The organism is Pseudomonas sp. NPDC086251 (genome assembly GCF_044746405.1).
GTDB lineage: Bacteria > Pseudomonadota > Gammaproteobacteria > Pseudomonadales > Pseudomonadaceae > Aquipseudomonas.
Window position 1 is genome coordinate 81,329 of sequence record NZ_JBIVBY010000018.1, and the last position, 24,400, is coordinate 105,728.

General features: G+C 56.2%; 21 protein-coding genes. 9 read left to right on the forward strand and 12 right to left on the reverse strand.

Going from position 1 to position 24,400, the window contains the following annotated elements; translation table 11 throughout:
- Positions 1 to 315 precede the first annotated feature (315 nt).
- Positions 316 to 1,890 carry a phospholipase D family protein gene (locus tag ACIPL2_RS21135; protein ID WP_401359250.1) on the forward strand — a complete coding sequence of 525 codons (1,575 nt, stop codon included), beginning with the start codon at positions 316 to 318 and terminating at the stop codon, positions 1,888 to 1,890.
- A 48-nt stretch (positions 1,891 to 1,938) separates the two neighbouring features.
- Entirely contained in the window at positions 1,939 to 2,337 is a 399-nt protein-coding gene (locus ACIPL2_RS21140) for a DUF5329 domain-containing protein (protein WP_401359253.1), read from the forward strand.
- 498 nt (positions 2,338 to 2,835) lie between these two features.
- Here the strand turns inward: ACIPL2_RS21140 and ACIPL2_RS21145 are convergent, their stop codons facing one another.
- From ACIPL2_RS21145 to ACIPL2_RS21185, 9 genes are all read right to left on the reverse strand, one after another.
- On the reverse strand, positions 2,836 to 3,741 hold the full coding sequence (locus ACIPL2_RS21145; protein WP_401359256.1) for an acyl-CoA thioesterase: 906 nt from the start codon (positions 3,739 to 3,741) through the stop codon (positions 2,836 to 2,838).
- A complete protein-coding gene (locus ACIPL2_RS21150; RefSeq protein WP_401359259.1) occupies positions 3,731 to 4,498 on the reverse strand; it encodes an enoyl-CoA hydratase/isomerase family protein in 768 nt (255 codons plus the stop codon). Before ACIPL2_RS21150 ends, ACIPL2_RS21145 begins: the two co-directional genes overlap by 11 nt.
- A gap of 25 nt (positions 4,499 to 4,523) precedes the next feature.
- The gene (locus tag ACIPL2_RS21155; protein ID WP_401359261.1) at positions 4,524 to 5,672 is read right to left on the reverse strand and encodes an acetyl-CoA C-acetyltransferase; all 1,149 of its coding nucleotides are present in this window, start codon (positions 5,670 to 5,672) and stop codon (positions 4,524 to 4,526) included.
- Positions 5,673 to 5,701: 29 nt separating this feature from the next.
- Complete coding sequence (locus tag ACIPL2_RS21160) at positions 5,702 to 6,874, reverse strand: acyl-CoA dehydrogenase family protein (RefSeq protein WP_401359264.1); 1,173 nt, start codon at positions 6,872 to 6,874, stop codon at positions 5,702 to 5,704.
- A 143-nt stretch (positions 6,875 to 7,017) separates the two neighbouring features.
- Complete coding sequence (gene fadB / locus ACIPL2_RS21165) at positions 7,018 to 9,150, reverse strand: fatty acid oxidation complex subunit alpha FadB (protein ID WP_401359267.1); 2,133 nt, start codon at positions 9,148 to 9,150, stop codon at positions 7,018 to 7,020.
- Between the two features lie 44 nt (positions 9,151 to 9,194).
- Positions 9,195 to 10,187, reverse strand: coding sequence for an NAD(P)H-dependent flavin oxidoreductase (locus ACIPL2_RS21170; RefSeq protein ID WP_401359269.1), 993 nt, complete (start codon positions 10,185 to 10,187; stop codon positions 9,195 to 9,197).
- Positions 10,184 to 11,341: an acyl-CoA dehydrogenase family protein gene (locus ACIPL2_RS21175; RefSeq protein WP_401359272.1), complete on the reverse strand. Its 1,158-nt coding sequence runs from the start codon at positions 11,339 to 11,341 to the stop codon at positions 10,184 to 10,186. The genes ACIPL2_RS21170 and ACIPL2_RS21175 overlap by 4 nt, the downstream gene beginning before the upstream one ends.
- An 11-nt stretch (positions 11,342 to 11,352) precedes the next feature.
- Positions 11,353 to 13,509, reverse strand: coding sequence for a 3-hydroxyacyl-CoA dehydrogenase NAD-binding domain-containing protein (locus tag ACIPL2_RS21180; RefSeq protein ID WP_401359274.1), 2,157 nt, complete (start codon positions 13,507 to 13,509; stop codon positions 11,353 to 11,355).
- Positions 13,510 to 13,526: 17 nt separating this feature from the next.
- Positions 13,527 to 14,735 carry an acetyl-CoA C-acetyltransferase gene (locus ACIPL2_RS21185; RefSeq protein ID WP_401359277.1) on the reverse strand — a complete coding sequence of 403 codons (1,209 nt, stop codon included), beginning with the start codon at positions 14,733 to 14,735 and terminating at the stop codon, positions 13,527 to 13,529.
- A 225-nt stretch (positions 14,736 to 14,960) separates the two neighbouring features.
- On the opposite strand from ACIPL2_RS21185, the gene ACIPL2_RS21190 reads away from it, so the two are divergent.
- From ACIPL2_RS21190 to ACIPL2_RS21200, 3 genes are read left to right on the forward strand one after another with little or no spacing between them, the layout of a single operon-like run.
- A complete protein-coding gene (locus ACIPL2_RS21190; protein ID WP_401359280.1) occupies positions 14,961 to 15,986 on the forward strand; it encodes a phosphotransferase family protein in 1,026 nt (341 codons plus the stop codon).
- 23 nt (positions 15,987 to 16,009) lie between these two features.
- Positions 16,010 to 17,296 carry an acyl-CoA dehydrogenase family protein gene (locus tag ACIPL2_RS21195; protein WP_401359283.1) on the forward strand — a complete coding sequence of 429 codons (1,287 nt, stop codon included), beginning with the start codon at positions 16,010 to 16,012 and terminating at the stop codon, positions 17,294 to 17,296.
- A gap of 2 nt (positions 17,297 to 17,298) precedes the next feature.
- Positions 17,299 to 18,051, forward strand: coding sequence for an SDR family NAD(P)-dependent oxidoreductase (locus tag ACIPL2_RS21200; RefSeq protein ID WP_401359285.1), 753 nt, complete (start codon positions 17,299 to 17,301; stop codon positions 18,049 to 18,051).
- Positions 18,052 to 18,379: 328 nt separating this feature from the next.
- Here the strand turns inward: ACIPL2_RS21200 and ACIPL2_RS21205 are convergent, their stop codons facing one another.
- Together ACIPL2_RS21205 and ACIPL2_RS21210 are read right to left on the reverse strand one after the other, a co-directional pair.
- Positions 18,380 to 18,535, reverse strand: coding sequence for an MbcA/ParS/Xre antitoxin family protein (locus ACIPL2_RS21205; RefSeq protein ID WP_401359288.1), 156 nt, complete (start codon positions 18,533 to 18,535; stop codon positions 18,380 to 18,382).
- Between the two features lie 625 nt (positions 18,536 to 19,160).
- Entirely contained in the window at positions 19,161 to 19,409 is a 249-nt protein-coding gene (locus tag ACIPL2_RS21210; RefSeq protein WP_401359291.1) for a helix-turn-helix domain-containing protein, read from the reverse strand.
- A gap of 111 nt (positions 19,410 to 19,520) precedes the next feature.
- On the opposite strand from ACIPL2_RS21210, the gene ACIPL2_RS21215 reads away from it, so the two are divergent.
- The 3 genes from ACIPL2_RS21215 to ACIPL2_RS21225 all read left to right on the forward strand — a co-directional run bounded on the left by ACIPL2_RS21215 (position 19,521) and on the right by ACIPL2_RS21225 (position 22,694).
- Complete coding sequence (locus ACIPL2_RS21215; protein ID WP_401359294.1) at positions 19,521 to 20,102, forward strand: hypothetical protein; 582 nt, start codon at positions 19,521 to 19,523, stop codon at positions 20,100 to 20,102.
- A complete protein-coding gene (locus ACIPL2_RS21220) occupies positions 20,099 to 21,484 on the forward strand; it encodes a DEAD/DEAH box helicase (RefSeq protein ID WP_401359297.1) in 1,386 nt (461 codons plus the stop codon). The genes ACIPL2_RS21215 and ACIPL2_RS21220 overlap by 4 nt, the downstream gene beginning before the upstream one ends.
- A 202-nt stretch (positions 21,485 to 21,686) precedes the next feature.
- Positions 21,687 to 22,694 carry an inositol monophosphatase family protein gene (locus ACIPL2_RS21225; protein WP_401359299.1) on the forward strand — a complete coding sequence of 336 codons (1,008 nt, stop codon included), beginning with the start codon at positions 21,687 to 21,689 and terminating at the stop codon, positions 22,692 to 22,694.
- Positions 22,695 to 23,281: 587 nt separating this feature from the next.
- Here the strand turns inward: ACIPL2_RS21225 and ACIPL2_RS21230 are convergent.
- Positions 23,282 to 23,623: a DUF6124 family protein gene (locus ACIPL2_RS21230; protein ID WP_401359302.1), complete on the reverse strand. Its 342-nt coding sequence runs from the start codon at positions 23,621 to 23,623 to the stop codon at positions 23,282 to 23,284.
- A 129-nt stretch (positions 23,624 to 23,752) separates the two neighbouring features.
- Here ACIPL2_RS21230 and ACIPL2_RS21235 point away from each other — a divergent pair, with 129 nt between their 5' ends.
- Complete coding sequence (locus ACIPL2_RS21235) at positions 23,753 to 24,400, forward strand: LexA family protein (RefSeq protein WP_401359305.1); 648 nt, start codon at positions 23,753 to 23,755, stop codon at positions 24,398 to 24,400.

Consider the following 24,400-nt stretch of genomic DNA (forward strand, 5'->3'; position numbering starts at 1 on the left):
TGCGCCCTTGGGAGTAGTTGCTCTCCTACACGGGGAAACGATTCTTGTGCATGAAGGGTGGTGGATATGAAATGAGTCGCGGTGTCATTTTCATAATCTTTGGCAGTTGGTTTTTTTCTTGCCGATTGCTGTCTGCAACATCTTTCCGCAGTGGGACAGATACCGCAATTGCCAGCGGATGAACTACGCTCCAAAACAACCCCGCAGATCGAAGAAACAGTGCGCAAGGTCGATGCGACCAGAGTGTTGGTGGAAACCAACTGGCCATTCTTCGGGATCCGGCATCCCTGATCGCCACCACCCGGAGTACGCTCCGTGAGAATCAAACAGCCCCTGCTTGCACTTCTGTTGCTCGCCTTGCTCTTTGGTGGCTGTACGACACTCAATGTCCCTCACGAACCCAGTCAGGCCTTGCCCGCGAGCGATTCGGCGTTCGGTCGTTCTATCCAGGCCCAGGTAGCTTCCCATCAGGGCCAATCGGGCTTTCGCTTGTTATCCGATAGTGCCGAGGCTTTCACCGCCCGCGCCGAGCTGATTCGCAACGCCCAAAGCAGCCTCGACTTACAGTATTACATCGTCCACGACGGCATCAGTACGCGGATACTGGTGAGCGAGCTGCTCGACGCCGCCGACCGCGGAGTCCGCGTGAGGATTCTGCTCGATGACACCGCCAGCGATGACCTGGACCGAATGATCGCGACGCTGGCTGCGCACCCGCAGATTCAGATCCGCGTGTTCAACCCGCTACACTTGGGCCGCAGCACCGTCATGACGCGAACGATGGGCCGGCTGTTCAATCTGTCGCAGCAACACCGACGCATGCACAACAAATTGTGGGTGGCGGACAACTGCGTGGCAATCGTCGGAGGGCGCAATTTGGGGGACGAGTATTTCGATGCGCAGCCCGATAAAAATTTCAAAGACATCGACATGCTCAGTGTCGGTCCGGTCGCAGAACAGTTGGGACATGGTTTTGATCAATACTGGAACAGTGCCCTGAGCAAGCCGATCGAGCAATTTCTCTCGACCCAGTCGACGACCAGGGACCTGAAAAACCTCCGGACCCGGCTGGACGAATCCCTGGAGGAAACTCGCAAACAGAATCATGCGCTCTACCAGCAATTGATGAGCTACACCACTCACCCACGCCTGCATGTCTGGCGCCGGGAACTGATCTGGGCCTGGAACAAGGCGATGTGGGATGCACCGAGCAAGGTCTTGTCGAAGGGCGACCCCGCCCCGCACTTGCTGTTGACCACCCAGTTGGCACCCGAGCTGGACGGCGTCAGCAAGGAGCTGATCATGGTTTCGGCCTACATGGTGCCCGGCCAACCGGGGTTGGTGTACTTGACCAATCGTGCCGACGCCGGCGTGTCGATCAGCTTGCTGACCAACTCACTGGAAGCCACCGATGTGCCCGCCGCGCACGGTGCGTACGCCCCTTATCGCAAAACCTTGCTGGAGCATGGTGTGCAGCTGTTCGAATTACGCCGCCAGTCCGGCGACAATGGCGACAGCGACAGCGGACCGCGCCTGTTTCACAGCGGATCTTCCAACAGTTCCGACTCCAGCCTGCATAGCAAGGCGATGATTTTCGACCAGCAGAAAGCTTTTATCGGCTCGTTCAATTTCGACTCGCGCTCATTATTGTGGAACACCGAAGTCGGGGTGTTGGTGGATAATCCGGAACTCGCCGGACGGGTGCGCAAACTGGCCCTGGAGGGTATGGCACCCACTCTCAGTTATCATGCCGTGCTGGAAAAGAATCAGCTGGTCTGGGTCACTGAGGATGACGGCAAACAGCATACGTTGACCAAGGAGCCGGGGAGTTGGTGGCGACGTTTCAATTCGTGGCTTAGCAGCACGATCGGGCTGGAGAGGATGTTGTAGCTGTTGGAGGTAACTCCATTCATTTCACCTTCAGGACCGGGATGAATCATGCGGATGTGGATGGGGGGCACGGCGCGGCTTATCAACCAATTGATAATGGCGGCGGGTATCAGCCTTATCGCAATCGTCACTAATGGGCAGGTTCCAGCCACCCCTCAAGCCACTCAAGAGATAAACGGCTTGCTGGACTTTGTCGAGCACAGTGAGTGTCAGTTTGTGCGCAACGGGAGCGAGTACCCAGGTCCCCGTGCTCGGGCGCATCTGGAGAAGAAGCTGAGTTATCTGGAAGGCAAGAACATGGTGAACCGCGCAGAAGACTTCATCGATCTTGCTGCCACTAAAAGCAGTATGAGTGGCCGTGCCTATGAGGTGCGATGTCCAGAAGGCGTAGAATCGGCAAGCACCTGGTTGAAGAGGGAACTTCAGAGGCTACGGCAACCTCATTGATTTTATCTGAAGTCCAAACAGTCAGTAATGCGACGTCCCCGGTGGACATAAACTCGACTGTCCGCTCCTGGCCGATTTCTGCCCGTCGCGAAGGGCAGAAATCAGTCAAAAGCAGACCATGGGCATGTTGCTACACTCTCCTCTAATGTGCCAAAAGCCATGTCGCCTTTCCGCCTCACCTAATTTCGTGTTTCTGGAGTAACAATCAAGAAAAACAGAGGTTACGCATGAGCAAAGAAGCCTATAAGGCACAAACGATAAACAGCATTTCTCCTAGCGTCGATATAGAAAACCCAATCTGACGTTTTTACACACTCTGGGCCGTTAACAGCCGGTCGTGAAGCGTTCGACCTAACGCTAACTTCTCCTCCGAGACTACGTCATGGCGTGCCATTTCTTCAGTGGAGGCGGAAGCGGGTCAACTACTCAAAGGTTGTAATAGTCGCTTGTCATGAAAGTTCAAAGGAACACCCATGCCCATCTTTTCATTTGCACGATTCAACGCAATCGATACAGGCCTTCCTGTCCTAACGTCGCCACCAATCTTCCTTTCTGATCATGCACATGACCCAAGGTCAAACCGCGCCCCAGACTGGTCGAAGGACTGTGGGCGGAGACCAGCAACCACTCATCCGCTTGCACATCCTGCTGGTGGAACCAGATCGTGTGATTGAGGCTGGAAACAAACAGGTCATCCCCCAGCTTGTGTTCGCGGTGAGGCATCAGTGCTGTGATGCCGAACCAGAAGTCACTTAGATAAGCGAGCACTGCCGGTTGCAAGCGTGCTGGTAGATTTGGGGACTGAGTGGGGCGCATCCAGTAGCTGATCTTGGCTTGATCGTCTCGGCCGAGGACAAACTGTTCCGGGTCCGTCGGGCGGATATCCACTGAACGGGTTTTACCGATGAACACCCGCTCGATGGGATTAAGTCGTTGATGGAACGCTTCGCGAACTTGCGCTAGTCCCATCAAGCTTTCCGGATCGGGCACGGGATCACAGTCCTGTTGGTGCTCCATGCCGCTTTCACCGGTATGGAAGGACAGCGTGGCGATGGCAATGGAACGTCCGTGTTGCACCAATCGAACTAGTCGCGCGGCAAAGCGCCGGGTTTGCTGGATGCGTTCGACTTCAATCGACAGCGGGGCATTGACATCGCCAGCAGCCAGAAAGCTGACTTGAAGTACATGAGGATGCAAATGCGCTTCAACGGTGGCGATCGCAGCCGCGACTGCCAGACCGAGCGTTTGCCCGCCGTAGATCGCAGCATTCTGATTGGAGTGAAAGCAGTTGCAGGTGAAGTGGTCCGGGCCCACTTCCAAAACGTCAAGCAGGGGCGCGATATCTATGCCATCCCAAGTTGCGGAGGCTGTGGCCAAGTGTTGCATGGCGGTATCAGAGCCCACGGAAAACTCCTGCACGCTTCTTGAAAAACGCTTCGCGGCCCTCGGCGAAATCTTCGGAACCGATCAGTAGCGCTTGGGTATCGGCCTCCCAATCAAGCAGGGTTTCCAGGCTCAAAGGGTGTCGCCCCAGTAAAGACTTGGTCGCTGAAAGCGGTCCAGGTGCGCTGCTGGCCAACTGTTGAGCGCGTTGGAGCGCGGTCTCCAAAACCTGGCCAGGCTCAGCCAGAAAGTCGACGAGGCCGAGTTGTGCCGCTTCTTCGCCGCCAAGAATCTGCTGGAACATGACCAGTTGGCGAGTTCGAGGAAGGCCGATACGCTGGGGCAGGGTCCACAGCGCGCCCCAGTCTGGCATAACCCCCACTTTACCGAACACTGCACCAAAGCGGCTGTCGGCATCGGCCACGACGAAGTCGCAGGCTGCCGCCAATGACAGCCCGGCACCGAATGCAGCGCCTTGCACGGCGGCGATCACGGGCACCCGGCCATTTACGATGGCACGGATCACCCGATGGCCGCAGCGCATATCCTTGCGCATAACCATCGGCCGGGTATCAAGGCCATCCAGTGGCCCCCCCGCGCAAAAATGCTGACCACCGCTAAGTACGATTACCCGGACTTGCTCATTATCTTGCAGGTTCTCAAGCTCGTCGGCCAAGCGGCGATAGAGCTCAGGAACCAGGCTGTTGCGCTTTTCCGGCAGATTCAGGCTTACCAGGGCGACAGTATCGTGGTGGGTGACAGTGACGGCTGTATTCATCATGCAACTCCTTGGGACGATGGGCTCAAAGCCGCTCGATGATGGTCACGTTGGCCAATCCACCGCCTTCGCACATGGTCTGCAAGCCATAGCGACCTCCGCTGCGCTCCAGTTCATGGAGCAGGGTGGTCATCAGTTTGGTGCCGGTTGCGCCGATAGGGTGACCCAGGGCAATGGCGCCACCGTTGACGTTGGTCCGTTCGCTCGGGTAATCCATTTCCTGAAGCCAGGCCATAGCGACGCTAGCGAAGGCTTCGTTGATCTCCACAAGGTCAATATCTGCCATGCGCAGGCCGGATTTTTCCAGGGCTCGGCGAGTCGCAGCGATAGGGGCGGTGAGCATCCACACCGGATCATCGCCAAGCACGCTCATATGGACAATGCGTGCCCGTGGTTTCAGGCCATAACGTTTGACCGCTTCTTCGGAGCAGACCAACACGGCACTGGCGGCGTCGGACATCTGGCTGCTGGTAGCCGCGGTCAGTTGGCCGTCTGGCAAAAGGGTCTGCAGCGTGGCCATTTTCTCCAGGCTGCTACGCCGGGCTGTTTCATCCATACGCAGATCGCCGTAGGGCACGATCTCATGGTCGAAACGCCCTTGCTCAATGGCCGCCAGAGCGCGTTCGTGAGAACTCAGGGCATAGGCTTCCATGTCTTGGCGAGTGAAGCCCCAATGGCGCGCAATGCGCTCGGCGGCTTCGAATTGCGCGAGCTGTTGCGTGCCGTAGCGGGCGCGGTAGGTTTGCGCTGTGGTCCAGGGATCGCTAAAGCCGAGGTCTTTGGCAATGTACAACGCGGTATTGATCGGAATCTGACTCATATTTTGCACGCCGCCAGCAATCACCACGTCCTGCGTTCCACTCATGACCGCCTGGGCAGCAAAATGCACGGCTTGCTGTGACGAGCCACACTGGCGGTCGATGGTCACGCCGGGCACGCTATCGGGCAGGCCGGCACCCAGCCAGCAAAAGCGCGCCAGGTTACCGGCATTTGGGCCAATGGCATCGATGGTGCCGAAGATGACGTCGTCATAGTTCTCGGCAGGAATCGTGTTGTGTTCCACCAACGCCTTTATTACATGAGCACCCATGTCCATGGGGTGTGCCTGGGACAGGCTGCCGGCTCGTTTGCCGGTGGGCGTGCGCAGCGCATCGACGATATAGGCTTGTTTCACGGAAAACTCCTTGATCGAGTGGGGCGCGCTCAGCGAGCCTGAGTGTGTGGACGCAGAATGTTCTTCGCGATGCTCCAGCGATGTACTTCCGATGGGCCGTCATAGATGCGGAAAGCCCGCACATCGGCAAAAATCCGCGCGACGATCGATTCGTGGGTGACGCCCTGGCCACCCAGAACCTGCACGCTGCGGTCGACCACGCGCCAGATCGCTTCGGATGAAATCACCTTGGCGATACTGGAGGCGTGCCGCCCGAGATTGCCCTGGTCCAAAACCCAAGCACAGTGCCAGACGGCAAGACGAGTGATGTGCAGGTCCATTTCGTTGTCAGCCAGCTTGAAGCCGACGCCTTCATGCTCGCCGAGCCATTTGCCGAAAGCCTGGCGTTGGGCCGCGTAGCGGGTCGCCACGTCATGGGCACGACGCGCCGCGCCGAGCCAGCGCATACAGTGGGTCAAGCGAGCTGGGGACAAGCGCACCTGAGCATATTTGAGCCCCTCACCAGGCTCACCTAGTACGTCACTGGCAGGTACCCGGAGCTTGTCGAAACGCACCACGGCATGTCCCCCGGGGAAGCATGAGTCAAGAGCATCCATTGCACGTACGATCTGAATGCCCGGACGGTCCATGTCGGCGAGGAACATGGTCGCGCGGCCATCCTCTAGCTTGGCCATGATGATGGCGAAACTCGCCCCTTCGGCCCCGGTGATGAACCATTTTTCACCGGTGATCAGATAATCGTCACCGTCGAGTACAGCAGTGGTGGCGAGCATGCCTGGGTCCGATCCCGAACCAGGGGAAGGTTCGGTCATGCAGAAGCACGAGCGAATTTCGCCCAAGGCGAGGGGCTTGAGCCAACGCTGCTTCTGGTCAGGCGTCGCGATGACTTCCATCATGTGCATGTTGCCCTCGTCGGGCGCAGCAATGTTCAGTGCTACAGGCCCCAGGGGCGAATAACCCGCCTCTTCGAAGAGAATCGCCTTCGCTCGATGATTCAGACCCAGCCCGCCCAACTCGCTGGGCATGTGCGAGGACAGCAGCCCGGCCTTGCGTGCCAGCGAGATCATTTCCCTGCGCAGGTCTTCAGTCGGGCCATGCGCCGTGCAGCGAGGATCTTTTTCGAGCGGGATAATGTGCTCGGCGATAAAGGCACGCGTACGGTTTTGCAAGTCAAGCAGTTCGGGTGACAGGGTGAAGTCCATGATTACTTCCACTTCAAATGATGGAGAGAGGCACTCACGCGCCGGCAGTGTCCAGTTCGATTAATAGCTGCGGCACGGCCGGGAATAGGTCGGCGACAAGTACCTTCACGCGCTGTGCTCCGAGAGCAGCTTCAAGAATGAACTCATGAGTAGAACTTCAGATTGTCCGCCGCCATCTCGCGCATACGAGGAGGGACGTGATATAGACCTCCGAGATTTGCGTAGTGGTCGCAACGCTCAACAAGAGCCGGCAATCCGACCCAATCTGCATACTTGAGGGCTCCACCCACTGGCTTTGGGAAACCAACGCCGAGGATCAGTGCCATGTCGATTTCAATGGCGCTTTCGCAGATGCCTTCTTCGAGTGCCCGGGCTGCTTCAATCAGCGTTGGCAGCATGATGCGCTCGACGATTTCTTCGGAGCTGAATTCACAACGTCCTTGTGGCTGCACACGGGTCAATAAAATCTGCGTGCGCGGATCAACCGATTTCACCAGCCGGCCCTTGATATCTCGGTCGTAACGGTAGAAGCCCAATCCGTTCTTCTGGCCCATGCGCTTGTCGGCGACCATGAGTTCGACAGCATGGGTAAAGCCCGGCAGCATGCGATCGCCATAACCCTGACTGATGCAATCGATCACATGGCGCGAAGTGTCCATGCCGATCACATCCTGCAAGTACGCCGGCCCCATTGGCCAACCAAAGGCTTCCATGGCCTGGTCGACGGCTTGGTAGTCTGCGCCATCATGAATCAGTCGTAAAAAGGCGAGGACGTTGGCGGTCAAAATGCGATTGACCAGAAAACCTGGGCAATCTTTGACTACGATCGGCGTTTTACCCAGCGTCGCCGCATAGCTGGCAACCGTTGCAGCCGATTGTTGGCTGGTGTGCGGGCCACAGATTACTTCGACCAGCGGCATGACTGGCACTGGATTGAAGAAGTGCATGCCAACGAAGTTTTCAGGACGTTGCAGTGCACTTGCGAGTTCAGTGATGGACAACGATGAGGTGTTGGACGCCAGTACAGTGGTAGAGGCAACCTGGGTTTCGACTTCGGCCAATACCGTTTTTTTCACGGCGAGGTTTTCCACTACGGCCTCAACCAGTACGTCGATTTTGTCCATGCCTTGATAGTCCAGCGTCGGTGTAATCGACTCCAGCACCCGTTCCGCCTGGAACTGCGTCATGCGGTTATTGCTGACTTGCTTGTCCAGCAGTTTGCCGGCTTCGGCCATTCCCAGATCCAGCGAAGGCTGAGCGATGTCTTTCATGATCGTCAATACACCGCTGGCAGCGCTGGTATAGGCGATACCGCCTCCCATGATGCCCGCGCCCAATACGGCGGCACGGGACAGCTTGCGCGAAGCCTTGGCGTACTCCCGGGTTTTCTTACGCAAGTACTGATCGTTGATGAACAGTTGTACCAGTGCCTGAGCGGCCTGGGTCTGGGCGACCTGCGCGAAGGTGCGGTTTTCTTCGGTCAATGCTTCAGCCAGGGACAATCCGGCGCTGCGTTCGAGTAGCTCTATGGCTAACAACGGCGCAGGTACCAACGGGTTACGGGCAATCATGGCGGCCTTGGCATTAGCGCTTTGTTCCGCGTCTAGCGCAAAGTGTTGGCTACGCTGGCGTCGCCGTTTTTGCCAATCGCGCTGGCCATTGACGGCCTCGGCCAACACGGACAATGCGCGTTCGCCTACGGCCCAATCATCGACCACCTCGTCGACCGCACCCAATTTTTTGGCCAAAGCTGACGTCTGCGGTTTGCCAGACGTAATCCAGTCAATACTGGAGGCTGCGCCGATTAAGCGTGGCAACCTGGCGGTACCACCTAGCCCGGGAATAATGCCCAGGCCGACTTCTGGCAAACCTACTTTTGCGGTGCTGCCTAACACTCTGTAATCGGTGGCAAGGGTAACTTCGAAACCGCCCCCCAACGCCAAGCCGTTGATAGCCGAAACCGTCGGTAGCGGTAGCTGCGCCAGCTCGTTGAACACCTGATTTTGGGCCAGATTGTAGGCTGCGAGTTCGCTTTCGGTCCGTGCAAACAGTTGAGTGAATTCGAAGATGTCGGCACCCACGATGAAGCTGTCCTTGGCGCTGGTCAAAACCAGGCCAAGGACGTCACCGGTATCGCGTATTGTATTGCAGGCGATGCGCAGCTCTTCGACTGTCAGGGCATCGAATTTGTTGACGGCCTCGCCCTTGCGGTCGAAGCACAGTTCGACCAGTTGATTGTCGAGGCGGGTCAGGTGCAGCGTTTGACCTTGATACATGCGAAAACCTGCTTTCTTGTCTGTTTTGTTAAGGCTGAGCTGATTCAGGCGTTGGCCAGCCGCGTGGCAAATGCCAGACGCTCGCGACATTCGCGAACCATGCGCTCAAGCAGTTCTTCACAGGTTGGCAAGTCGTCGATCAAGCCAATGACCATGCCCGCAGTGATGATCCCTTCGTTGATTTCACCAGCTTCCAGCGCCGCACGACCGCGAGAACCGGCCACCAATGGGCGGATATCTTCAAAGGCGCAGCCGCCAGGACGACGTTCGGTCGCAACGACTTCATCGGAGATCGCATTCTTGAATACCCGGGCGCTGTTTTTCATGCTGCGGAAGATCAGGTTGGTATCGCGCTCGGTGCCCTTAAGCAGCGCAGCCTTGATGTTTTCGTGAATCGGCGCTTCCTGGGTCAGGCAAAAGCGGGTACCCATGTTGATCCCTTCGGCACCCAAAGCGAGGGCGGCGGCCATACCTCGACCGTCACCAATGCCGCCCGAGGCGATCACCGGAATGCTCAGCACTTTTGCGGCGGCCGGGATCAGCACCAAGCCAGGAATATCTTCTTCCCCAGGATGTCCAGCACACTCAAAACCGTCGATGCTGATGGCATCCACGCCAAGTTTCTCGGCGCTCAAGGCGTGTCTTACCGCAACGCATTTATGGATGATGCGAATGCCGGCAGCTTTCAGCTTCGGCATGTAATCGACTGCTTTGTTTCCCGCAGTTTCGACGACAGTCACGCCACTGGCGATGATTGCATCGATGTACTCGTCGTAAGGAGGAGGGCTAATGGTCGGGAAGATGGTCATGTTGACCCCGAACGGGCTATCGGTCATTTCCTGGCAACAGCGGATTTCCTTGGCCAAGGCTTCCGGTGTTGGTTGTGTAAGACCTGTCAGCATGCCCAGGCCGCCGGCATTGGATACCGCCGATGCAAGCTCAGCACGGCCTACCCACTGCATACCGCCCTGGATGATCGGATAACGGATGCCAAGCATTTCGGTAATACGTGTCTTCATGGTGACTGCCTCGTTCACTTGACTTTGCGTTCATCCAGGCCGAGGGCCCGGCCAATGATTTCTTTCATGATTTCGCTGGTGCCGGCGAAGATTCGCGACACCCGCGCATCTCGGTACATGCGGGAAATTCGGTACTCCTCCATGTAGCCAGCACTGCCATGGAGCTGTACGCAGTCATCCATGACGCGGCCTTCGAGTTCCGAGGTCAGCAGCTTTGCGGAGGCGGCGGCTTCGGCACTTAGCCGACCGGCGTTGTGTTGCAGCACCAATTGGTCGATCCACGTCTGCTGGCAATCAAGCAGGGCGCGTAGCTCCGCCAGCTTGAACCGGCTGTTTTGGAAGGTGCCGACTGGACGGCCGAAGGCTCTGCGATCTTTGACATAGTCCAGGGTCAGGTCGAAGGCGACCTGGGCATGAGCTATTGACTGGCAGGCTGAAAGCAAACGCTCTTCGGCCAGACCTTCGGCGAGGTACGTAAAGCCTTTCTGCGGATCGCCAAGACCATTGGTCTTCGGAATGCGCACATCGTCGAAGAACACAATCACGGTGTCTTGGGCATCGAGGCCCATCTTCGCCAACGGCGTACGACTTATGCCCGGCCAATCCGCTTCCACCAGAAACAGACCGATTGCATAGCGTTCGCTGCCGGTCCGAGCTGCGACCACCATCAAGTCGGCATTGAGTCCGTTGGAGATGTACATCTTGGAGCCATTAAGCAGCCAGTGATCGCCACAGTCCTCCACGCGCGCTTTCATGCCTGCCAAGTCCGACCCGGCGTCAGGTTCGGTCATGGCGACGGCGAGAATGGTCTCCCCACTGATGCAGCCCGGCAGATAGCGTTGGCGCTGCTCCTCCGTGCCGAAGCGTTGCAAGTAGGGGCCGACAATGCGTGAGTGCAGGGTGAAGAACACGCCTATATCGCCGTGGCGAATCACTTCTTCGTAGACGATCTGCTCGTAGCGCAGATCATCGACGCCGGAACCACCATAAGCTTCATCGGCCCACATCAGCAGCAAACCCTGGGCACCGGCCTTGCGAAAAATTTCCCGGTCGCAACGCCCGGCCTCACGCCAATGATCGACGTGGGGGCCGATCTCCTTTTGCACAAATTTGCGGACTTGGTCGCGAAACAATTCATGGTCGCTGTCAAAGATCAGTCGATTCTGGAGCATGTACTGTCCTCTCAGGCCGCGTCGTTACGTGGGTGGAAGCGCTCACCGCGCTCGGCACGGGCACGTAGCCAGGCCGAAGGCCGGAAACGTTCGCCGAAGGCATTGGCCAACTCATCGCAACGAACAACGAAAGCTTGGGCACCCAAGGTATCGATCAATGAGAGCGTGCCACCGGTCCAGGAGGGGAAACCCAGCCCGAGGATGCTGCCCAGATCGGCATCGGCGGCATAGTTCAGCACCCCTTCCTCGACACAGCGCGCGGTTTCCAGCGCCTGGATATAGAGCAGACGGTCCTTGACAGTCTCGACATCCAGTTGTAGCGCGGCACGTGGGAAGTGCTCGGCAAGCCCCGGCCAAAGATGCTTCTTGCCACCCTGTGGGAATTCATAAAAACCACCGCCACTCTTGCGGCCCAGGCGGCCCAGGAAATTCATCAACTCGACGACTGGCCTGGCATGCAGGCGCAGAAACTTCTCCGCCAATCCATCTCTGTGAGCCTGGTCGATGACGCTTTTCTGCAGATCCAGCGAGACTTCATCGGTCACAGCCAGAGGGCTCGTGGCCGCACTGGCCAGACGCGCGGCGTTTTCGATCAGGGCCGGGTTGACGCCTTCGGCCAGCATCGCCATGCCTTCATCGGTGTAAGTGCTGAAGATGCGGCTGGTGTAGAAGCCTGGGCTGTCATTGACCAGGATCGGGGTTTTGCGCAGTTGGCCGACAAAGTCCAGGGCGCGGGCAATGGTTTGCTCACTAGTCTTCTTACCGACAATCACTTCCACCAGGGGCATACGCTCTACCGGCGAAAAGAAGTGCAAGCCGATGAAATGATCTGGGCGCTCTGAATACTCGGCCAGCCCAGTGATTGGCAGCGTTGAGGTGTTGCTCGCAAATATTGCATCGGGTGAGAGCTCGGCTTCGGTTTTGCCGATGACGGAGGCTTTTACGTCACGGTTCTCGAAAACGGCTTCGATGACCAGATCACAGCCGTCGAAGGCCGCGTAGTCAGCGCAAGGCTCGATCAGTGCGAGAATCGCATCGGCCTTGTCCCGAGTCTGGGTGCCGCGATCGACGGCTTTGTCGAGGATGCGCCGGGAGTAGTCCTTGCCCCGGGCCGCGGCGTCAGCGTTGCTATCGAGGAGCATGACCTTTACGCCAGCAGCGGCACCGACGTAAGCGATGCCGGCGCCCATCATTCCGGCACCCACTACGCCGAGTTTGCGCACAGCGCTTTTAGCCGGCGCGGCTGGTCGGCGGACAAGTTTGTCGGCGGCGCCCTTGTTGATGAACATCGTACGCATCAAGTTGCGCGCGACTGGATTGGCCAGCAACGTGCCGAAGTACTTGGCTTCGACTGCCAGAGCCTTGTCCATGGGAAGTTGAGTGCCTTCAAACACCGCCGAAAGAATGGCCAGGCGTGCAGGGTAGTTCTGCGCGCCGACGGCTTTGGCCAGCGTGGTGCCGAATTGGAAGGAACGGGTGGCGTGCGGTGCCAGACAGCCCGCACCATCGGGAATCCGATAGCCTTTTACGTCCCATGGCTGAGTTACCTGCGGGTTGTCCAGCACCCAGCGACGCGCTCGTTCTAGCAAACCGGTAGCGTCGGCCAGTTCATCGACGATCCCCCACTGCAAGGCCTGCACAGGCTTCAAGGTGTTGCCTTCCATCAACAGAGGCAAGGCCTTTTCTATACCGATCAAACGCGGCAGGCGTTGGGTGCCACCTCCGGCAGGTAGCAAGCCGACGGTCACTTCGGGCAGGCCGACGATGGCTTTCGGGTCATCGACCAACAAACGTCGATGGCACGCCAACGCCAGCTCGAGACCACCGCCCAACGCCAGGCCATTTAGCGCCGCGACGAAGGGCTTGCCGCCAGTTTCGATGCGACGCATCACCGCGTTTTCGCGATCGAAGCGGTGCGAGGCTTGCACCGCATCGATGCCTTGATCGAAAGCATCGACCAGATCCTTAAGATCGGCCCCCGCGATAAATCCGGATTTGCCCGAGGTCAGGACTGCACCGCGGATAGCTACGTTCGACAGGACTTCTTCGACCGCTGCCTGCAGATCGCTGACGAATGTGGGTGTAAATACATTCACCGGGCGATCCGGCAGGTTGATGGTAATGATGGCCACGCCATCGGCGCCCAGGTCTAGTTTCAAGGTGTTCATAGCGTTCGATTCCATGCTCAGATCCGCTCGATCAGGGTGGCAGTGGCCATCCCCGCTGCGGCACACAAAGTGACGAGGGCAGTGTTCAGGTCACGGCGCTCCAGTTCATCGAGCACGATGCCAACAAGCATCGCGCCGGTTGCGCCGAGTGGGTGGCCCATGGCGATTGAGCCGCCATTGACGTTGACGCGTTCGGGATTGAGGTTGAAATGGCGTATGTAACGCATCACTACCGAAGCGAAGGCTTCATTGACTTCAAACAAGTCGATGTCGGCGATGGTCATCCCGGTTCGGGCCAGCAATTTTTCGGTACAGGCCGCAGGGCCGGTGAGCATGATGGCCGGCTCTGAACCGATCGAGGTGTAACTGCGAATACGGGCGCGGGGGCGCAGACCTGTTTTGCGGCCGAACTCGGCATTGCCAAGCAGAATGGCCGCTGCACCGTCGACAATGGTGCTGGAGTTACCCGCGGTGTGGACGTGATGGATCGCTTCGATATCCGGATAGCGCTGCAGCATCACGGCGTCAAAGCCATTCTGGCTGCCGGTAGCCTCGAAAGCAGGTTTGAGTCGAGCTAGGTCTTCCAGGCTCGCGCCATGGCGAATGGCTTCATCTCGCTCGAGGAGGGGCTGGCCGAGCAAATCGGTGACGACGAATTGCGATCGCTTGAATCGACCTTCCACTTCGGCTAATGCCGCTCGTTGCTGACTACGCAGGGCAAACGCGTCGACGTCTGCTCGACTGTATCCGTCCTGTTCCGCAATCAGATCGGCACCAATACCCTGGGGGATGTACCAGGTTTTCCAGATTACTTGGGGATCGGTATAGACGGCGCCTCCATCAGAGCCGAGAGGAACCCTCGACATACTCTCGACACCACCGGCAACGATGGCCTGCGCTTCACCAGCGCGCAGCGTCGAGGCTGCGAGGTTGACCGCTTCAAGGCCAGAGGCGCAGTAGCGATTGAGCTGCAGGCCCGGCACGCTCTGGTCGTAGTCGGCGGCCAGGGCCGCGACCCGGGCAATATTGCCGCCTTGCTCACCGGCCGCCATGACGCAACCCAGTAATACATCGTCGACCAGGCTCGTATCGAGTTGGTTGCGATCGCGCAAAGCGCTCAAGGTCTGGGCTGCCAGCGCGGTGGCACTCACTTCATGCAGTGCGCCATCCGGGCGGCCCTTGCCGCGTGGGCTGCGTACGTGGTCGTAGATAATGGCGTCATTCACGTCAAGGATCCCTCAAGGTCTGTGCGGCGGCGAACTGCCACATGAGTCTTAAAGATTATAATCATACATATAATAGAGCAAGAGGGATGACCATCGGATTCACGTGAAACCGGGCGTTTGAAAATCACTTACGCAGATTGACAGCTGGTTAAATCATATACATCATTATGACTAGTGATATTGTTTGATCTGCTAAATCATTGCCGCAAATAAAGGAGTTCCGAAATGACCCTCGAAACAACACCTTTGCCGGACCTGGCCCGTTTACGCGATTGGCTGGAAACTGAAGTGGGCCCCGTCCAGTCCTTGAGCGTGAGCGCAGTACAGGGCGGTGCGAGCAATCTGATCTACAAAGTCGACGTCAACGATCGCCAGTTCGCGCTCCGTCGACCGCCTTTGGTAGCCAATGACGCGAGCTCCAACAACATCCTGCGCGAGATGAAACTGCTGCGTGCCATTGCCGGCACAGAGATTCCGCACACCAGGCTGGTGGCGGCTTGCGAAGATTCCGAGGTCATTGGAGCGCCGTTCGCATTGCTCGAATGGCATGCCGGTTTTACCGGTAAATCGCCTTTGCCCGACGGCATAGAAGGCAACCCCGAGGCCTCTCGGCAAATGGCGTTCGAGCTGGTCGATGCCTTAGCAGAGTTGGCAAACACCGACTGGCAGGCCATCGGCCTGGACGGTTTCGGCAAGCCCGAGCAATTTCTCGAGCGCCAGGTCTCACGTTGGAATGCGCAGCTTGAGCGCTACAAGGTTCGTGATCTCCCAGGGCTTGAACAACTAGGGCAGTGGCTCGCAGCGAATACCCCGGCAATGCAGCGTTCGGCACTGATTCATGGTGATTACCAGTTCATCAATGTCATGTATGACGCGAGTGAGCCGGTCAAGCTCAGTGCCATTGTCGACTGGGAGATGGCGACTATCGGCGACCCACTTCTCGACTTGGGCTGGATGCTTGCCGGATGGCAGGAGGCAGATGAAGAGGCGACCTATGCCAACTACATCGACTGGCAATGGATGCCCACCCGGCAGGAACTTGCGCGGCGCTACGCGGATAAAACCAGTCTGGATATTTCCCGGTTGAATTACTACATGGCGCTGTCGATGTTCAAACTGGCAATCATTATGGAGGGCGCATACGCCCGCTATGTAGCCGGCAAGTCCACCCACGAGGTCCATGCCCGGATGGAACATGACGTCCCGGCCATGGTTCAGCGCGGTTTGCGTTTCGCCACTCTTGTTTCCTGATCAACCAGCGAAGGTCGATAACCATGTGGGACTTCAGTACTGAACCGGCGTTTCAAGAAAAGCTCGATTGGATGAGTCGTTTCGTCAAAGAAGAGATAGAGCCGCTGGATACGCTCTGGCCAGATATGAGCGCACCGTACGACACCAGCAATCACGTTGCTCGAGCGATCATCAAACCGCTCAGCGATGAAGTGCGCAGACAGGAACTGTGGGCCTGTCATCTGGGGGCGGAGCTGGGTGGTCAGGGCTACGGGCAGATCAAACTGGCACTGATGAATGAAATTCTCGGTCGTTCCAGTTGGGCGCCTACCGTATTCGGGACGGCCGCACCGGATACCGGCAATGCCGAGATCCTGGCCATGTTTGGTACCGAGCAACAAAAGGCCACGTACCTGCAGCCATTGCTCGATGGAAACATCGTGTCTTGTTATTCGATGACCGAGCCGCAGGGTGGTGCTGACCCTTCCGTGTTCGCCACCACAGCGGTACGTGAAGGCGATGAGTGGGTGATCAACGGGGAGAAATGGTTCTCCTCCAATGCCCGTTATGCGGCTTTTTTGATCGTGATGTGCGTGACTGACCCGGCCGTACCGGTGTATGCCGGTACGTCGATGCTGTTGGTACCGACCAACACTCCAGGTGTCAACATCCTGCGTAACCCAGGTGTATATGGTGAAAATCCAGGGGAGGGTGCTCACGCCTATATCCGCTACGAAAACGTGCGGGTTCCAGCGGATGCCTTGCTTGGTGAAGTCGGCAAAGGTTTCGCGGTGGCACAGGCGCGCCTTGGTGGCGGTCGGGTTCACCATGCTATGCGTACGGTTGGTCAGTGCCAGAAGGCTCTCGACATGATGGCCGAACGTGCACTGTCGCGAGTCACCAAAGGTGAGCCGCTGGCCAACAAGCAGATCGTCCAGCACTACCTCGCCGACTCCTTTAGCGAGCTTCAGCAATACCGTTTGCTGGTTCTGGAGACTGCATGGAGGATCGATAACGGCCACGACTACAAGGCCAATCAGATGTACATCGCCGCGATCAAAGCGGCTGCGCCGAAGATCTACCACGACATCGTCCAGCGCACCATGCAGGTCCATGGTTCGCTCGGTGTGTCGGATGAAATGGCCCTGGGTCAAATGTGGACCTATGCCGCTTGCATGGGGTTGGTCGATGGCCCGACTGAAGTTCATAAGGTGACCGTCGCTAAAAACCTGCTCAAACGTTACCAACCGGCGCCGGGACTGTTTCCAACCGAGCATCTGGTATCGCGCCGAGCGGCGGCGTTGGATAAATTCAGGGACTACCTGGGGTGAGCATGGTGGACAAGATCGACTATTTTGACCTCTCCGGAAAAGTCGCACTTGTGACCGGAGGCAGCCGGGGCCTGGGTAGAGAAATCGCTCTGGCTTATGCCCTTCAGGGTGCTGATGTGATTATTGTCAGTCGCAAGTTTGAGGCGTGCCAAGAGGTCGCCGCCGAGATCACCTCGCTGGGTCGGAGAGCGTTGCCTCTTGCTTGTCATATGGGTAAGTGGGCGGAAATCGATGCATTGGTCGAAAAGGCATATGCCGAGTTTGGTCGCATCGACATCCTGGTCAACAACGCCGGAATGTCTCCTCTGGCGCCGGCCTCCCACGAAACTGGCGAAGCCTTGTTCGACAAGGTGGTGGAGGTCAACTTCAAAGGCCCTTTTCGTTTAAGCGCGCTGGTGGCGTCTCGTATGTCTGGCGGTGATGGCGGGGTTGTCATTAACGTAAGCAGCACAGGTGCACTACGGCCTTTGCCGGCAGTGGTGCCTTATTGCGGAGCCAAAGCGGCTCTCAATGCAATGACCGAATCCTTGGCAAAGGAATATGGGCCAAAGGTCAGGTTCAATACCTTATCCGCCGGACCATTCTTGACTGATGTGGCAAAGGCTTGGCCCGTCGAAGCGCGCGAAAAGTTCGACAATGCATTGGGGCGACCAGGTCAGCCGCATGAAGTTGTGACGGCCGCGCTTTACTTGGCCAGCCCTTTCAGTAGCTTTGTTACAGGAAGTCTTGTGCGTGTGGATGGTGGTATCAGCTGACTGGGAAATTATGTGCCAAATTGCCAGAAATCCAGATAGCTGTTTTAGGATCAGGATATAAGCTCCCAAGTCCTTTTATGGACGGTTTGGCGAGCTGGAATGGGGATCGAGATCTTTTGATTCAGCTGAGTTTCACCACGCTGTGAGTCCAAAATTTTTTGTCGCAGACCCTTTCGGGTTTGTTGTGCGCCCATATGTCGTGAGATTGACACGTTGTGCTTGAATAGCGGGCCCGAGCAAATATCGCAATACGACGAACCAATTCGATCTACCGAAAGGAGGTGTTAAGTAACGCGGCTAAAGCGCCATATGCCGAGGAATTAAAATGCTAAACCTTCTGCAATCGAACAAGCATCTTCTTAACCTGGTGGGTGCCCTCGACGGTAGAAAGCATCGTAATCGGGCTTTTCCCTGAACAGCGCTCTTTAGGCTTCGAGAGCCAACCGGTGACTTTCTCGTATTCTCCGAAGAGCGCCTCGCCCATGGCCAGAATATGCGCATGTCGAAACAGGCGGTTGCTCTCACCGGCCGTCAGGCGCTGGCCACGCGACGCCTTCCTGTTAGTGTCTTAAGTGGAATTATCTGGTTGCGCTGTCGGCTGCTTATTTTGCCGTGGTCGCAAATTCGCTTGACGCTAAACGGCGAGAAACCAGTCGCTATTGTCTTGTGGATGTACTGGTCTGAAGCGCCGTGGGTATATCGATGAGCGCTCTCAGCCGGTCTCGATAGGTACGGTAAATCTTGTCGTGCATAGATTTCGCAAGTATGGGTCGCCTCCATGTTTCGCCCTTTTTTCCCATAGTATCTAGCAATTCAAAATTGTATGAGGGGAGGCAAGTCTTGCCGACAGCCACGCCCCAAATCCTATTTTATCTTCAAGGCAGAGTGGCAGCTTAGCTTTTCAGTGCAACTGCCTCAGACACGAGCCGTGTCTTAAATCGGTCCTGTGGGTTTGGTTAGCCCCCGATAGTGATCTGCTTCGCCATATTTCACGAGGTGGGCCACCTGCGCAGCCAGCGAGACGGTGAACGCAGAAGAAATGAAGGGTGGGGTGCGAAATCTCAAACTGAGATCGCTATGGAGCCAGTTGGCTCAATGCGGATCGTTTACTAGTCCGGAAAATCGGAAGCTAACTCGTGAAGATGAAGCGTTTCCGGAAGGAGGCTCTTTGGCTCACATTCCAATGTGTTTGCTATACGGTACAGCTTCTCCACAGTGATATTCACCTCACCACGCTCAATGCGCCCCATGTAGCTTCGATCGACTTTGCAGGAAAGTGCCAAGGCATCTTGAGAGAGTCCTTTGGCCTTCCTTTTTACCCGTATCTTTTCGCCCAATGCCTTTGCAAGCTTATGCATAACCGCCTCGGTTCCCACTGAGGCGGCACTATCCTGCGTTTGCGGATAGATCAACCACGGATTATAATCCGTATTTTGGTTGTTCCGCGATTTTCCCTTCCAGGTGCCTGTATGAAATCGGATTCATTCATCGTCGACAGGCGGCTCTACGACCTGTTTCAGCAGGGGAACCATAGCCAGTTTACGACCCAGGATTTGCGCGATGCGTACGCTAAACACTTGGAGGGCATGACCTTCAGTAGCAGTGACCTGCGCAGATATGTGTATGAGCAGATCCGGCGCATGCTGCGTATCGGGTGGGTCATTCAGGACGAAAAACGTAAAAAAAGAGGTCAGATCTACCACTTGCAATCCCTTCCAGCGAACGTGCAGATCGAACTCATGGATTACGGATATGAAAACAGCGTTAAGTCTCTGAACAAACAGCTGCAAGACAGCCCTCAGAGCATTGGCCCAGAGCGGTCTGTGGCAGTCGTGACTGAGCACCTGGAATCCATACTCAAAGAGATTCGGCTCGACTTCCTTTCGTCGATGGGAGAGGCAGAGCGTTATAAGCAGCTCCTCGACGAAATGCCGCATCTCAAAGACCAAGTGGAGGGTGAATATCTCGAAGCCCGGGACCGAAGCTCTCGTCTGCTGGGTCATCTTCGAGCTGTCGAAAAGACACTGAAGACGGTGATGTCGACACGATGAGAGCATCGCCGAGAAAGTGGCAGAGCAAATGCATTGAAACTGCGCTAGAGCACTACATCACTACACCGCATTTCTTCTGTCAGGCAACACCGGGCGCGGGGAAGACGCGTATGGCGGCAGAGTTGGCCCGGTGCCTGTTAGAGCAAGGCAAGATTGATCTGGTGCTATGTTTCGCACCGTCATGTCAAGTCGTGGATGGTTTTCGGTCAACATTCTCTGCTGTGCTTGGTAAACGTCTGGATGGCCTAATTGGTGCCGTCGGAGCTGCCAGCACCTATCAAGCGATGGAGTATCAAGACGAAGCCTTCTGGAAGCTTTTCGATGACTACCGCGTTTTTGCAGTATTCGATGAGATTCATCACTGCTCTGGTTACGACCCGCTGTTGAGCAATGCTTGGGGGCAACAGATTCTCCAGAGAATGCAAGATCGTGCAGCGTTCACCTTGGCTCTATCTGGTACGCCATGGCGCTCTGATGACAGGGGCATCGCTCTGGCTCGGTACTCTAACCCTGAAGGGCGACTGATCTGCGATTATCGCTATGGGCTGAAAGAAGCCATTACCGATGGTGTTTGCCGATCTCCTCGCATCGTTCTGTTGGATAATCAGATGTTAAGGCTCACGGAAGATGTTGATAATGGCAGTACCGTCAGACTGTTTCCTAGCATCGCTAAGCTGTTGCGTGAGTCTCCAGTTTCATACGAGGACCTACTTTGTCATGAGGACGCGCTCAACCAGTTGCTCAACCTGGGAAGTGAGAAGCTTGATAGCGTCCGTAAGCTCAAACCGGATGCAGCTGGCTTGGTGGTGGCCACGAACATTGAACACGCTCACCAAGTCGCTTCGGCATTGAAGAGTAAGGGAGAAAGCTTCCAGATTGTAACCACCAGAACGCCAGATGCACAGCGGGTGATCAACGATTTCAAAAATAGTGACTGTCGTTGGATAGTTGCTGTAGGAATGGTCAGTGAGGGGACCGATATTCCCCGGTTACAGGTTTGCTGTTACCTCAGTCGTATACGAACAGAACTGCACTATCGTCAGGTTCTGGGCAGGGTTCTTCGACGTACAGGCGAGATTGATGAACAAGCCTGGTTGTTTGTTCTGGCGGAGCCATCACTAAAGCGATTTTCCCAGCGCATTGCTGAAGATCTGCCTGAGGATTTGGCAGTCCTGTGCGCAGTGGGGGAGCCTAGGCCCGATGCGTCGTTCGTAACCGATGATGCCGGTCCCTCCCCGCAAGATGAGTCGGACAAAAAATGCGGCTCTGCACCTATCGCTGCTGCGGGGCGTTTTTTATCGACGAACGATTTGGCAGCCGTAACGTCCTTTCAAATTAGTTTTTCGAAGGATTACCGTCAGCAGCTGCTGGCCGTTTTCTGATGTGCTTTGTTGAAAACGATCAAGAGGTATCATTTTTCGTAGAATGGCTCGAAAGCTCCCTTTGTGTTGACTGTCGCAAGCAACCAGCGTCTGAGTTCGGTCGGCCTAATCCTTACTAAATCGCGTTGGTGAAAGAGGGGGGTATTTAATCTCGAATAAACGACATCAGGCGCTATTTTTTATCAAGCGTGCAGGGGCGGCAATGAAAGGAAGACGCAAAGCAAAAACAAAGAAATGGTCTATGAAGGTTCAATTTGAGACAGAAGCCCAGCGATTGATGGCTACGAGATCTACTAATGCCACGAATCGATTTTTGGATGCTGTTGTACGACTCGGTGCGTTATATGAGACAACAGGAAGACTCAGTGGTGCGCTGAACAAACCTCAACCGGAAAAATTTGACCTTACAACGCTGCTTTCCCAAGTCATTGATGCGGTTTTGCGGGTAGGGCAACTACTTTCAACAGAATGGGAGCGGGTAGATGGGCCAAGGGGGCAGGGCGACAAAGCAGTAGTGGATGTCGAAATTGAATTTGTTTTGCGTCAACAATTAATTGGCCTGCATTCCTGCGACTTCTGGGGTGAGGAAACCGGACACATCCTTACGGGACACCCTTGGTGTTGGGTTGTTGACCCTAATGACGGCACAAGTGATTTTCTGAGGGGGCTCAAAGGGTCAGCTATTTCAGTTGGCCTCCTATACAAACAAATCCCAGTATTGGGTGTAGTTTATGCACCCGTGACAATAGAAGGTATCCCTGACTACATCGCTTGGGCTGAAGGCTTGCCCAACTTGTTGCGCAATGGCAAGCCAGTGATGACCAAGCTTACGGGTAAACAGTTATCGAGCAGCACTTGCGTGATGGTCAGTTCAGCTGCCGTGAACCTACCAAGTATCAATCGCGAACTTTGCTCGCCCAGCCGCTTTGTTGCGATGCCCTCAATTGCCTATAGGCTTGCAAAAGTAGCTGCAGGAGATGGTATTTGTGCTGTTTCTCTCTGCGCGGTATCTGCACATGACGTAGTTGCCGGGCATGCATTGTTAAGAGGAGCGGGCGGAGTTTTTCTTGACGAGCAGGGAGAGCCAATTTGCTATGTAACTGAATCAAAGATGATGGCTGTCTCGCGACGCTGCTTCGGTGGATCAGAAACCGCGTGTCGGGAATTGGTAGTTCGAGATTGGAGTCGTGTTTTCGCAGCTGAGCATTGAGCAGAGCAACCCTGTCTTTCGGTGTGCACTATATGGAAGATCGTCACATATCAGCCCCAGGATTTCCATATAGCGTAGTGGCCACTCTACGAGCCTAGAGGCCAATCATGGTCAGGTGTTGGAATATCCATATAGCGGTGCGCAACGCCTATGAGTCCAAAACCGGGGGAAATTGCGGGGTGAAAGGGGGGCGTCCTCCTTGACGCCGACGCAGCTTAGAGACTGTGCAATTGATTCTCAAGTGCTATTTTTCATTAGTTTGGCCCAATGATGCCGGGCATCTCTTGCCAACGGACATTCTTTTGATATCATCCGCGCCATTCGAATTTGCAGCACCTAAAGACTTCATTAGCCTGAAGGTAAAGCCAGAATAACTGGCAAAAAAAAGACCCGGCAAAAAGCCGGGTCAAAAACCGTGATTAGCCTGATGAGGAGAGAGTCCAGGAGACCGACCTAAGGTCCCTTGGACAATCGACTGATCTCGCGACCAGCTGCATGCAATAATAATCATTCTCGTTTGCAAGTCAAATGATTTTATCTGCGCGATTGGAAAATTCTTTCCCGTCCTCCTTGTAAACACCCTCGCTTCACCCGTTCTGATGGCCCTCCAGGGACCGATCCACCATCGCCTTGGCCATGTCGATCATGTGCACGGTCGAAAACGCCAGATCCCGAGGTGCGCCTTGCAGGTTGTTGGCTGACTCGAAGGCGGTCGCGGCGGCACAACGCAGCAGATCCGACGCATGGACCAACGCCTCTTCGCAGCTGATGTTGCGGTTCACATCAAAGAAACGCTCCTCGACCACCTCTTCTGACACAGCTGGTTTCAAGTAATAGTCCAGTGCGCGCTGCGCGGCGGCAGAGCCTTGAGGGGAAGTGAGGCTGGTGTCGATTTGCAGGTCAGGCAGGTCATTGCTGGGGATATTCATGGCGGGGGCAAGCTCCGTGTTAGATTCAGATCCGTGAACCAATCCTAGTACGAAGTGTATTTGTGACGAGAATTTAAATACTACAAGTTGTGTTTTGATGGCCGGAGGCGCCCACGTATCGTGCCGCACATGGATAAATGGATTGAATTGGTCAAGGCCAAGATGAGTGAACTCAAAATCACTCAAGAGATACTCGCTGAACGCCTCGGGATGTCCCAGGGCGGCGTCGGCCACTGGCTGAATAAACGCCGCGAGCCCGGCATCGATAACATGAATCGCGTGTTGAAAGCGCTCGGAATGGACTTTCTCGAAGTGGCGCTGGTGATCCGCGAGCCACTCGTCCCGGACGCTGACGAGATGCCGCTGGCGCACAAGTACAACCCGTACTTCCGCTATCCGGTCAGCGACTGGCGGGAGCCGGCTGAGGCGCGCGAGGGTGAGCTGAAGCTGTGCAGCAAGGAGCGCTATGAGCTGACCGACTACCACGCCCAGGGTCCGGCTTTCTGGCTGAGTGTGGTGGGTGATGCGATGACCGCGCCCAGCGGCATCAGTATCGCCGAGGGCATGATGATCCTGGTGGACCCGGCCATTGTGCCGGAACCCGGAAAGTTGGTGATCGCGCGGTGGCAGGACAGCGCCGAGGCGACGTTTCGCAAGCTGATCGAAGAGGGCGGGCAGCGTTACCTGGTCCCGCTCAATCCGACGTATCCGAAAGCCCTGTTTACCGAAGAGTGCCGAATCATCGGCGTGGTGGTTCAGGCAACAGCCAAGTTCTGA

Bases quoted from the DNA above. Each gene is read 5' to 3' on its own strand.
- ACIPL2_RS21220 (WP_401359297.1), top strand. From the start codon at position 20,099: ATGAGAGCATCGCCGAGAAAGTGGCAGAGCAAATGCATTGAAACTGCG.
- ACIPL2_RS21140 (WP_401359253.1), top strand. From the start codon at position 1,939: ATGCGGATGTGGATGGGGGGCACGGCGCGGCTTATCAACCAATTGATA.
- ACIPL2_RS21225 (WP_401359299.1), top strand. From the start codon at position 21,687: ATGAAAGGAAGACGCAAAGCAAAAACAAAGAAATGGTCTATGAAGGTT.
- ACIPL2_RS21190 (WP_401359280.1), top strand. From the start codon at position 14,961: ATGACCCTCGAAACAACACCTTTGCCGGACCTGGCCCGTTTACGCGAT.
- ACIPL2_RS21205 (WP_401359288.1), bottom strand. From the start codon at position 18,535: ATGGGCGAGGCGCTCTTCGGAGAATACGAGAAAGTCACCGGTTGGCTC.
- ACIPL2_RS21180 (WP_401359274.1), bottom strand. From the start codon at position 13,509: ATGAACACCTTGAAACTAGACCTGGGCGCCGATGGCGTGGCCATCATT.
- ACIPL2_RS21150 (WP_401359259.1), bottom strand. From the start codon at position 4,498: ATGAATACAGCCGTCACTGTCACCCACCACGATACTGTCGCCCTGGTA.
- ACIPL2_RS21200 (WP_401359285.1), top strand. From the start codon at position 17,299: ATGGTGGACAAGATCGACTATTTTGACCTCTCCGGAAAAGTCGCACTT.
- ACIPL2_RS21235 (WP_401359305.1), top strand. From the start codon at position 23,753: ATGGATAAATGGATTGAATTGGTCAAGGCCAAGATGAGTGAACTCAAA.
- ACIPL2_RS21215 (WP_401359294.1), top strand. From the start codon at position 19,521: ATGAAATCGGATTCATTCATCGTCGACAGGCGGCTCTACGACCTGTTT.
- ACIPL2_RS21160 (WP_401359264.1), bottom strand. From the start codon at position 6,874: ATGGACTTCACCCTGTCACCCGAACTGCTTGACTTGCAAAACCGTACG.
- ACIPL2_RS21230 (WP_401359302.1), bottom strand. From the start codon at position 23,623: ATGAATATCCCCAGCAATGACCTGCCTGACCTGCAAATCGACACCAGC.
- ACIPL2_RS21195 (WP_401359283.1), top strand. From the start codon at position 16,010: ATGTGGGACTTCAGTACTGAACCGGCGTTTCAAGAAAAGCTCGATTGG.
- ACIPL2_RS21210 (WP_401359291.1), bottom strand. From the start codon at position 19,409: ATGCATAAGCTTGCAAAGGCATTGGGCGAAAAGATACGGGTAAAAAGG.
- ACIPL2_RS21175 (WP_401359272.1), bottom strand. From the start codon at position 11,341: ATGCTCCAGAATCGACTGATCTTTGACAGCGACCATGAATTGTTTCGC.
- fadB (WP_401359267.1), bottom strand. From the start codon at position 9,150: ATGTATCAAGGTCAAACGCTGCACCTGACCCGCCTCGACAATCAACTG.